The 9931-nt window shown below is 74.5% G+C and carries 9 protein-coding genes; 3 read left to right on the top strand and 6 right to left on the bottom strand.

Translation table 11 applies throughout. The features are described 5' to 3' along the window. The 6 genes from FA014_RS14975 to FA014_RS14950 form a co-directional block, all read right to left on the bottom strand. Nucleotides 1-1012, bottom strand: a 1012-nt coding sequence (locus FA014_RS14975) for a VanZ family protein (RefSeq protein ID WP_154730457.1), incomplete at its 3' end; no start/stop codon positions are given. Nucleotides 1013-1021: 9 nt separating this feature from the next. Continuing rightward, nucleotides 1022-2077 (bottom strand): DsbA family protein, encoded by a 1056-nt coding sequence (locus FA014_RS14970; protein ID WP_154730456.1) that lies wholly within the window; start codon nucleotides 2075-2077, stop codon nucleotides 1022-1024. 171 nt (nucleotides 2078-2248) lie between these two features. Then, entirely contained in the window at nucleotides 2249-5347 is a 3099-nt protein-coding gene (locus FA014_RS14965) for an alpha-mannosidase (protein ID WP_154730455.1), read from the bottom strand. A 64-nt stretch (nucleotides 5348-5411) separates the two neighbouring features. Then, nucleotides 5412-6317 carry a carbohydrate ABC transporter permease gene (locus tag FA014_RS14960; protein WP_154730454.1) on the bottom strand — a complete coding sequence of 302 codons (906 nt, stop codon included), beginning with the start codon at nucleotides 6315-6317 and terminating at the stop codon, nucleotides 5412-5414. Beyond that, entirely contained in the window at nucleotides 6317-7132 is an 816-nt protein-coding gene (locus FA014_RS14955) for a carbohydrate ABC transporter permease (protein WP_154730453.1), read from the bottom strand. Before FA014_RS14955 ends, FA014_RS14960 begins: the two co-directional genes overlap by 1 nt. Nucleotides 7133-7201: 69 nt before the next feature. After that, nucleotides 7202-8560: an extracellular solute-binding protein gene (locus FA014_RS14950; protein WP_154730452.1), complete on the bottom strand. Its 1359-nt coding sequence runs from the start codon at nucleotides 8558-8560 to the stop codon at nucleotides 7202-7204. A 216-nt stretch (nucleotides 8561-8776) separates the two neighbouring features. Between FA014_RS14950 and FA014_RS14945 the strand changes: the two genes are divergently transcribed. The 3 genes from FA014_RS14945 to FA014_RS14935 form a co-directional block, all read left to right on the top strand. Continuing rightward, on the top strand, nucleotides 8777-9199 hold the full coding sequence (locus FA014_RS14945; RefSeq protein WP_154730451.1) for a hypothetical protein: 423 nt from the start codon (nucleotides 8777-8779) through the stop codon (nucleotides 9197-9199). Beyond that, entirely contained in the window at nucleotides 9193-9420 is a 228-nt protein-coding gene (locus FA014_RS14940) for a helix-turn-helix transcriptional regulator (protein WP_154730450.1), read from the top strand. The genes FA014_RS14945 and FA014_RS14940 overlap by 7 nt, the downstream gene beginning before the upstream one ends. Beyond that, the coding region (locus FA014_RS14935; protein ID WP_154730449.1) for an alcohol dehydrogenase catalytic domain-containing protein at nucleotides 9417-9931 on the top strand (515 nt) is incomplete at its 3' end. The genes FA014_RS14940 and FA014_RS14935, both read left to right, overlap by 4 nt.

The raw sequence follows: 9931 nt of genomic DNA, 5'->3' as shown, positions 1-9931 counted from the left end.
CCCGGGGCGTGGCCGGGCGGGGGCGCGCCCGGGGCAGCGCCGCCAGCACGGTGAGCAGTCCCCACAGCCCCGCCCCGAGCGCGGCCCGCGCCGCCCGGACCGCGGGCGACCCGCGTCCGGTCGTGCCGTCCGCGCGGCGCCACCGCGGTTCGAGCCACATCGCCCGCTGGCCGAGCGACGCCCCGCTCCCGAGGAGCGGCGGCAGCCACAGCAGGGCCGCGACGGGCAGCACCGTGCCGATCAGCAGCTCGACCGGGTCGCCGGCGCCCGGGACCGGCCGGCCCGTCGCGACGAGCAGCAGCCGGTAGGCGACGGTGATCCCGAAGCCCGTCGACGTCACCAGCGCGGCGTCGACGAGCATCCCGATCCAGCGCCGCGCGACGGTGACCGGCCGCGGCAGCGCACGCCCGGCGGCGAGGTCGCCGGCCCGCGGCATCCAGCCGAGGACGAGCGGCGCGGCCAGGGCGCCGAGCAGCCCGCCGAGGGTGTTCGTGAGCAGGTCGTCGACGTCGCCCAGCCGGTAGGCGCAGCCGATCAGACCGAAGACGCCGGTCGCCTGGGTCGTCTCGATCAGCAGGGACGCGGCGGCCGCGGACAGGGTGCTGCCGAGCACGCCCCGGCCGAGGTACCGCCGGGCGAGCACGCCCCAGGGGACGAACAGCAGCACGTTGAACACGACCTGCAGCACGGCCACGCTGCGCAGGGTGGCCCCGAGCCCGAGGCCGGCGGTGTCCCGCCGGATGTCCGCGACGAGCTGCAGCGGCCGGAGCTGCGGGCCGCCCACCCCGTACCGCGCGCACCACGCGGCGAGGTCGCCCGAGGGCAGCGGCAGCAGCGTGTACGCCAGCAGCGCGACCCCGTACACCGCGACCGCCGCCGCACCGAGCAGCCGCCACCCGCTGAGCCGGCCGTACCGCCGACTCTGCACGACGAGCACCGGCACGAGCAGCACGGCGAAGGCGGCGAGCCCGCCGACGACGCCCACCCACGCGGGCCAGGTCCACCGGTCCATGCCGCCACGCTAGGGGGCGGTCGACCCGGTGGCCTCCTCGGTGGGCGACCCGCTCGCGGGCGCGGTGGGCGACGCGCTCGGGGACGCCGTCGCCGCGGCCTGCTCGGCCAGCGCGGTGCTCACCTGCTCGACGAACGCCAGCAGCGCGTCCGCGTCGCCGAGGTCGCCGGTGTACTGCTGCCCGCCGACCAGCACGACCGGGCTGGTGGTCACGCTGCCGACGTCGAACGGCACGGACTGCGCGGCCCGCGCGGTCGCCTCCGTCGCCCAGTCGGTGAAGCCGCCGTCCGTGATGCAGCCGGCGACGGACTCGTCGGTGACGCCGGCGTCCTGGACGAGCGCGAGGAGGTCGGCGTCGTCGAGGCCGTCCTCGTCGAGGTCGGGCTGCGCGGCGAGCAGCGCGTCGTGCACGGCCAGCACGCTGTCCGGCGTCGTGTCGGCCACGCAGGCGAGCGCGCCGGCGGCGCGGGCGGAGTAGTCACCGGTGGTCGCCATGCTGCCGAGCAGCGAGTCGTCCGGGGCCGGGGAGGCCGACGGCGACGCGGAGGCCGAGGCCGACGGCGACGCCCCCGTGCGCACCGTCGCCCCGTCGAGCAGCGCCAGCGGGTGGATCTCCAGCGTCGCGTACCCCGCGGTGACCCACTGCTGGATCGAGGCCGAGCTCGCCGCCCAGAACGTCTGGGCCTCCGGCGACCGGTAGTCCAGGTAGAGCACCAGGTCGAGCACGCCGCTGCTGCGGTCGACGGCGGTTGCGACAGGCGCCTGCCCCGGGTCGAGCGCGGTCGTCCGGCTCGCGGCGACCGCGCTGCCGTCGCCGGTGAGCACGATGCCGTCGGACAGCATGTTGTGCGGCCCGACCTGCCCGGCGCGGACCGACGCCTGCACCGCGAGCGCCGTGATCACGCCGACCGCGACGACGGCGGTCCCCGCGCCCGCCCAGCCGAGGCGCCGGTTGCGGCGCCGGCGCTGCGCCTGGCGCTCCCGCTCGAGGCGGGCGAGCTCGCGGGCGAGCGCCTTGCGGTCCTTCTTCGGCAGCTTCTCCTGGGCCGGGGGTCGTGAGCTCATGGGTCGCTTCCTGTGGGGGGGGGTCGGGCGCCGGCGGGCGCGCCACCGCACCCGCGGCACCGCGCCCACCAGCGCCGACGCTCCCGCCCCGACCTGCCGACCCCCTGGGCGTGACCTGGACCGGACCTGTGCGTCCGGGCCGGCCCCCTCGCCCGCCGATCCCGCGCGGGGTCAGGCCCGACGGAAGCGGAGGGTGACGAGCTGGAACGGCCGGAGGTCGAGCGCGACCGCCGCGCCCGCCGCCCCGGCCGCCCCAGCGGTCCCGTCCGCCGCGGTCGCCGGCACGACGGCCCGCGCCGGGACCTCGCGCTCCAGCAGGTCCACCTCGGCCACCCCGGTGGCGTCGAACCCGGCGGTCACGGTCGCCCGCGCCCGCCCGCCGTGCGCCTCGTACAGCCGCACGACGACGTCGCCCGACCCGTCGTCCGCGAGCTTGACCGCCTCGACGACCGCCCCCGGTCCGTCGACGGTCACCAGCGGCGCGACGCCCCGGCCCCCGCGGACCTCGCGGACCGGCAGGTTCGCCCGGTACCCGTCGACCACCGCCTCGGGGATGCCGGCGCCGACGTGCAGCACCGACAGGAACCGGTGCCGCCCCTGGTCGGCCTCGGGGTCCGGGAACAGCGGGGCCCGCAGCAGCGACTGCCGCACCACGGTGGCCGTCCCGCCGTCGTCGCCGACCGCCCGGGTGACGTCGTGGCCGTAGGTCGCGTCGTTCGCGACCGACACCCCGTAGCCGCTCTCGCCGACGTGCAGCCAGCGGTGCGCGCAGATCTCGTACCGCGCCTCGTCCCAGGACGTGTTCGTGTGCGTCGGCCGGTGCACGTGGCCGAACTGGGTCTCGGCGGCGGACCGGTCGGCGTGCACGTCGAGCCCGAACGCGAGCTTGAGCAGCCGCTGCCGCTCGTGCCAGTCGACCTCGGTGACGATCTCGACCGCGCGCGTGCCGGGCCGGAAGGTCAGCTCCTGGACGATCGTCGAGTCGCCGACGGTGCGCGAGGTGCGGACCACGGCGCGGTCGGGCTTCTCGGCCACCACCTCCAGCGCGTCGGCGTCGAGCAGGTCCTCCACGGTGCGCCGGTACTCGGCGTCGATGTCCCACGCGTCCCACTGCCGCGGCACGTCCCGGTGCACCTGGAGCAGGTTCGCCAGGTGCCCGGGCGCGACCGCCTCCCGGTCGGCGGCCAGGTCGCGCACGGACGCGAGCTGCCCGCCGGGCGTGAGCCGCACGTCGAGCGCGTCGGTCCGCACCCGCAGCGCGTCGCCCTCGCGCAGCACCTCGACCGTCCCGGCCGGCCCCGCGCCGTCGTCCGTCGTGACCGCCCCGCCGAGCGCCGGCACGCCGTCGCGCGCGTGCGGCGCCGCGTTCAGCCGCACGGTCGCGTCCCCGTCGCCGACCAGGGCCGCGAGCGCCGCGTCGATCACCGCGGTCGCCCGGGCCTCGACGTCGGCGTACGCCTCCTCCGCCTGCCGGTACACCCAGCCGATCGACGACCCCGGGAGGATGTCGTGGAACTGGTGCAGCAGCACCACCCGCCACAGCGCCCGCAGCTCCTCGGCCGGGTACACCGCGCCGGTCCGGACCGACGCGGTCGCCGCCCACAGCTCCGCCTCGCGCAGCAGGTGCTCGCTGCGCCGGTTGCCGCGCTTGGTCCGCGCCTGGGAGGTGTACGTGCCGCGGTGGTACTCCAGGTACATCTCGCCCGACCACACGGCGGGCGAGCCCGGCCCCGCGTCGGCCAGCTCGGCCTCGGCGCGCTCGAAGAAGGTGTTCGGCGACCCGAGCTCCACCTCGGGCAGCCCGCCGAGGGACCGCGCCCGGTCGGCCGCGGCGAGCATCTCGCGCGTGGGGCCGCCGCCGCCGTCGCCCCAGCCGAACGGCACCAGCGACCCGGTCGCCACGTCCTTGTCCGCGAAGTTCCGCTCGGCGTGCGCGAGCTCCTTCGGCGACAGGTCGGAGTTGTACGTGTCGACCGGCGGGAAGTGCGCGAGCACCCGGGAGCCGTCGATGCCCTCCCAGTGGAAGGTGTGGTGCGGCATCCGGTTGGTGTCGTTCCAGGACAGCTTCTGGGACAGGAACCACCGCGACCCCGCGGCGCGGACGATCTGCGGCAGCGCGCCGGTGTAGCCGAACGAGTCCGGCAGCCACACGTCCTGGGTCTCGACGCCGAGCTCGTCGAGGAAGTAGCGCTTGCCCTCGACCATCTGCCGCGCCAGCGCCTCGCCGCCGGGCATGTTGGTGTCCGACTCGACCCACATGCCGCCGACCGGCACGAACTGGCCGGCGGCCACCTTCGCGCGGATCCGCTCGAACAGCTCCGGGTGCCGCTCGGCCACCCAGGCGTACTGCTGCGCCGACGAGCACGCGAACACGAAGTCCGGCCGCTCGTCCATCAGCGCGACGACGCTGGCGAAGGTCCGCGAGCACTTCCGCACCGTCTCCCGGGCCGGCCACAGCCAGGCGGAGTCGATGTGCGCGTGCCCGGTGGCGAGCACCCGGTGCCCGCCGGGCGCGGCCGGCACGTCGAGAACCGGGCGCAGCACCGCGCGCCCCGCCGCGGCGGTGCCGGCGACGTCGGACGGGTCCACCGCGTCGACGACCAGGTCCAGCGCGCGCACGGCCCGGGCGTACCGGGTCGACGCGGGGTCGACGACCTCGACCAGCCCCAGCACGGCGAGCAGGTCCTGCCACAGCTCCCAGACCTCGACGTCCCGGAGCACGACCTCCGCCGAGCGCAGCGCGTACAGCGGGTCGGTGCCGGCCGTCAGGGGGTCACCCAGGGGGGTCGGCCCGTACCAGGTGCTGCTGCCGACGTCCGGGTTGCCGGCGGCCTCGACGTACACGTCCACCCGCGGCTCGGCCCACGGCACGGCCTGGTTCCGGGGCGACAGCCCCTTGACCGCGACGCCGTCCCCCCGCAGCACGAGGCCCTCCGCCTGGAACCCGGGCTGGGTGGTGGTGAACCCGAGGTCGATCGCGAGCTCGACGGCGTGCCGCCCGTCGCGCACCTCCGCGGAGCCGAGCCAGCCCGCCGGCACGTCGCCGGTCATCCGGAACCACGTCGTGCTCCACGGCGCGCCCCACGGCGTCCCGGGCGGCGCCGCGGCGTACTCCTGCGCGACCGCCGTATCGAACGGGACCGGCTCCCCCGGTGCCGTCCAGGCGGTGACGTCGAGCGGCGCGCGGCCGGCGACGACCGCCGGGGCGAGCCGCTCGTGCAGGAACCGCTGGACGCGCTGGACGACGGCGGCGGAGTGCTCGACGGGCATGGTGGACCTTCCTGACGGCGTGCGGTGATCGGGGTCGAGGGGGTGCGGGTGGTGGGGCGGCGGGTCAGCCCTTGACGGCCCCGGACATGGCGAACGAGCCCCCGGAGAACCGCTGCACCAGCAGGTACAGCACGAGCACGGGGACCGAGTAGAGGATCGAGAACGCCGCGAGCCGGCCGTACGCGACCGTCCCGTAGGTGCCGAAGAAGCTGTAGATGGCGACGGCCGCGGGCTGGTTGTCGGGCGAGAACAGCAGGACGAACGGGACGAAGAAGTTCCCCCAGGCCTGCGTGAACACGAAGATGAACACCACCGCGATGCCCTGGCGCATCAGCGGGACGACGATCCGGCGCAGCGCGGTCATGGACCCGGCGCCGTCCACCCAGGCGGCCTCCTCCAGGGACACCGGGACGGAGTCCATGAAGTTCTTGGTCATCCAGATCGCCATCGGCAGCGACGTCGCCGCCAGGAAGAAGATCGTCCCCGGCACGGAGTCGAGCAGCCCCAGGTACACGAACAGCGCGTAGACCGGGACCATCATCGCGGTGATCGGCAGGCAGGTGCCGAACAGGATCGAGTAGAGGAACGGCTTGCGGAACCGCATCTGGTAGCGCGACAGCGGGTAGGCCGCGAGCACCGACGCCAGCACCGTGAGGACGCCGGTGCCGAGGGACAGCACCAGCGAGTTCCACAGCGGCCGGAAGGTGGCCTCCCAGGTGAGGATCTCGGTGAAGTTGTCGGTGGTGATCGACTCGGGCAGCTTCACCGACACGGTCGCCGCGGGGTCGAGCGACGCCAGGACGATCCACGCGAGCGGCACCAGGAACGCGACGCCGACCAGCACCAGGGCGAGCGTGACCAGGAGCCTGCCGGTGCGGCGCCGGGGCGACGCCACGGACGGCACGGGGCGGTTGCCCCGCCGTCGGGCCGCCGACGCGACCGGGGCGGTGGGGGCGGTGAGCGAGGCCATCAGTCCACCTCCGGCTTGAGCACGCGGATGTACACGATCGAGAACACGGCGCCGACCAGCAGCGTCACCGTCGCGATCGCCGTGCCGTAGCCGACCTGCGCGAACTTGAACGCCTCCTGGTAGGCCAGCACGGGCAGCGTCGAGGAGTCGGTGCCCGGTCCGCCGCCGGTCATCACCCAGATCAGGGTGAACACCGCGAGGGTCTGCAGGGTCGTCAGCATGAGGTTGGTCGAGATCGACCGGCGGATCATCGGCAGCGTGATCCGGAAGAACCGCTGCGGGCCGGTGGCGCCGTCGATCGCGGCGGCCTCCGTGACGTCGGGCGGGACCTCGGACAGCGCGGCGCCGTAGACCATCATCGAGAACGCGGTCCCGCGCCAGATGTTCGCCAGGATCACCGCGAGCATGGGCACCGAGATGAGCCAGGTCGGGCCCTCGAGCCCGAACCAGGCGAGCACCTGGTTGAGCGTGCCGTCGGTGGAGAAGAACGCGTACAGCGCGAACGCCGCGACGATCTCCGGCAGCACCCACGCCACGACGACCAGCGCCGACACCACGGCGCGCAGCGGCTTCGCGGCGGCCCGGAGCAGCAGCGCGAGCGCCATGCCGAGCACGTTCTGCCCGATCACGGCCGACGCCCCGACGAACACCACCGTCAGGACGACGGCCTTCCAGAAGCCGTCGTCGGTGAGCAGCTCGGCGTAGTTGTCCAGGCCCACGAACTCCGGGTTCGCCGCCTTGTAGCCGGTCAGCGCCTGGTTGGTCAGCGAGCCGTAGAACGACCACAGCACCGGACCGGCCAGGAACACCAGCATGAGCGCGACCGCGGGCAGCAGCGGCAGCAGCCGCAGCGCGGTCCGGCCGGTCCAGCGTGGCGGCCGTCATCAGCCGGCGGCCTGCGTCGCGTCGTCGCCCACGATGGACACGAGCCCCTCGTCGTAGGTGGCCGCCGCCTCCTCGGCCGTCGCCTGCCCGGTCGCCACGGACTCCGCCGCGACCTGGATGTTGGACGAGATCTGCGAGTAGTCGGGGGTCGCCGGGCGGAAGTGCGTGTAGTCGACCAGCGAGCTGAAGAACTCGAACGACGGGTTGAAGCCCAGGTACTCCGGGTCCTCCGCGACGTCGGTGCGCACCGCGATCTGGCTGTTCTCGGTGTCGTACTTGAGCGAGTTCTCCTTGTTCAGCGCCGTGGCGATGAAGTCGAACGCCGCCTGCGGGTCGCCGGCGTGCGCGCCGACCGCGAGGGTCCAGCCGCCGGACATCGACGTGAACCCCGGGTCCTGCCCGTCCTGGGTCGGCATCGCCGCCATGCCCAGGGTGTCCTCCCACTCGGGCCAGGCGTTGTCGCCGGTGATCCAGCCGCCGGGCAGCCACGAGCCGTCGACCGCCATCGCGAGCTTGCCCTGCGGCAGCAGCTCGGTGGCGACGCGGGCGCCGACCGACGCGTCGAGCGCGATGTCCAGCGACGGCGCGAGGCCCTCGCCGTAGATCGTCTCGAGGAACGCCAGCGAGTCGGTGAAGCCCTGCGAGCCGGTGATCCACTTCTGGGTGTCGGCGTCGTAGAGCTCGTCGTCGGTGCCGTAGAGCAGCATCTCGAAGCCCTGCATCGTCGTGGCCTCGCCCGCGGCCTTGCCGGCGTACACGTTGATCGGGGTGACGTCGGGCAGCTTCTCCTTGATCGTGCGGGCGGCGGAGAGGATGTCGTCCCAGCTCTCCGGCTGCCAGTCCGTCGGGAGGCCGGCCTGCGCGAACAGGTCCTTGTTGTAGTAGAGCCCGCGGGTGTCGGTGCCCATCGAGACGCCGTAGACCTTCCCGTCGTCACCGAGGCCGGCCTGCCGGGCGGTGTCCGGGAACTGGTCCCAGTCCTCCCACGCCTCGACGTACTCGTCGATCGGCTGCAGGTAGCCCGCCGCGGCGTCCGAGCGGATCTGGAAGGTGTCCTCGTAGATGACGTCGGGCGCGGTGTCCGCCGACCCGTTCATCAGGGCGAGCTTGGTGAAGTACTGGTCCTGCTCGGCCTCGATCGGCACGAGGTCGACGGTCATGCCCTCGTTCGCGGCCTCGTACTCGGACTTGGCCTTCTGCAGCAGGTCGTCGAGCTGCACGAACTGCGCGGTCTTCTGGTAGGCGACGGTGATCGTCGAGTCGTCGGCGGTGCTGTCGCCGCCACCGCCGCTGCACGCGGCGGTGAGACCGAGGGCGAGGACGGCCCCGGACGCGAGGGCGGACTTCTGCAGACGCATGGATGCTCCTTTGCTCCACGTGCACGGCCCCGGGCGGCGCTGCCCCGGACTCGATAACTACAACGTCTGGATGAATTGCTGTCAAGGCTCTGCCGCGCGCCGAGACGCAACCGTGACGTCGGGCGATGTCAAAGATGTTTGACATCGCGCGCCGCACGGCCCTACCGTCGGTGATGTCAAACATCTTTGACATCCCTCGGCCGGACGGAGCGGGCCATGTCCTACCAGGAGAAGAACACCTGGGCGTTCGGCGTCATCGCCGTGCTCGGGTACGCCGCGTACGTCGCGGTGGTGCTGTCCCGGGCGGCCGGCGGGATCGCCGACGTCGCCTACGCCGGCCCGATGCTCGCCTCGATCGGCGCGGCGGTGCTCGCGGGGATCGTCGCGGGGATCGTGCTGGGCGCCACGTCGCGGGACCGCGGGGTGCGGGACGAGCGGGAGCGCGACATCGAGCGGATGGGCGAGCACGTGGGCCAGGCGTTCCTCGTGCTCGGCGGCGTGACCGGCCTGGTGCTGGCGCTGCTGGAGGCGGACCACTTCTGGATCGCCAACGCGCTGTACCTCGGCTTCGTGCTGTCGGCGGTGCTGTCCGCCGTCGCGCGGGTCGTCGCGTTCCGCCGGGGCGCCGGCCCGTGGTGAGGCCGACCGCGGTGACCAACCGGATCCGCGCGCTGCGCACGGAGCGCGGGCTCACCCAGGCGCAGCTCGCGGAGGTTCTGGGCGTGACCCGGCAGACCGTCATCGCCGTCGAGCAGGGGCGGTACTCCCCCTCGCTCGAGCTGGCCTTCCAGATCGCCCGCGCGCTCGGGCGGTCCATCGACGAGGTGTTCGCGTACGAACCGGACGGGGGACGGCCATGAGCACGACGAGGACGACGACGGGCACGACGGTGCGGGCCGTCGTGCGGGACCGGTACGCCGGGCCCGACGCGCTGCGGGTGACGGAGCGCGAGCTGCCGCCGCCGACGGGCGACGAGGTGCACGTGCGGGTGGCGGCGGCGGGCGTCGCGATGGGCGACTGGCACCTCGTCACCGGCCTGCCGTCCGTGATGCGGCTGGTCACCGGGCTGCGCGCACCGCGGGAGCCCGGCCTGGGCCTGGACCTCGCGGGCACCGTGTCGGCGGTCGGGCCGGACGTGGCGGACCTGCGGCCGGGCGACCGGGTGCTCGGCTGCGGCCGGGCCGCCTTCGCCGAGGTCGCCGTGACGCGGGCCCGGCGGCTCGCGACTCTGCCCGCCCACGTGCCGTCCACCACCGCGGCGGCGGTCCCGACCAGCGGCACGACCGCCCTGCACGCGCTGCGGGCCGGCCGGGTGCGGGCCGGGTCGCGGGTGCTGGTCCTCGGCGCCGGGGGCGGGGTCGGGACGCTCGC

It is taken from the genome of Cellulomonas hominis (assembly GCF_005239125.1).
Classification (GTDB): Bacteria; Actinomycetota; Actinomycetes; order Actinomycetales; family Cellulomonadaceae; genus Cellulomonas; species Cellulomonas hominis_A.
The sequence above is the reverse complement of the archived record's forward strand: the minus strand, read 5'-3'. Positions and strand labels throughout refer to the sequence as shown.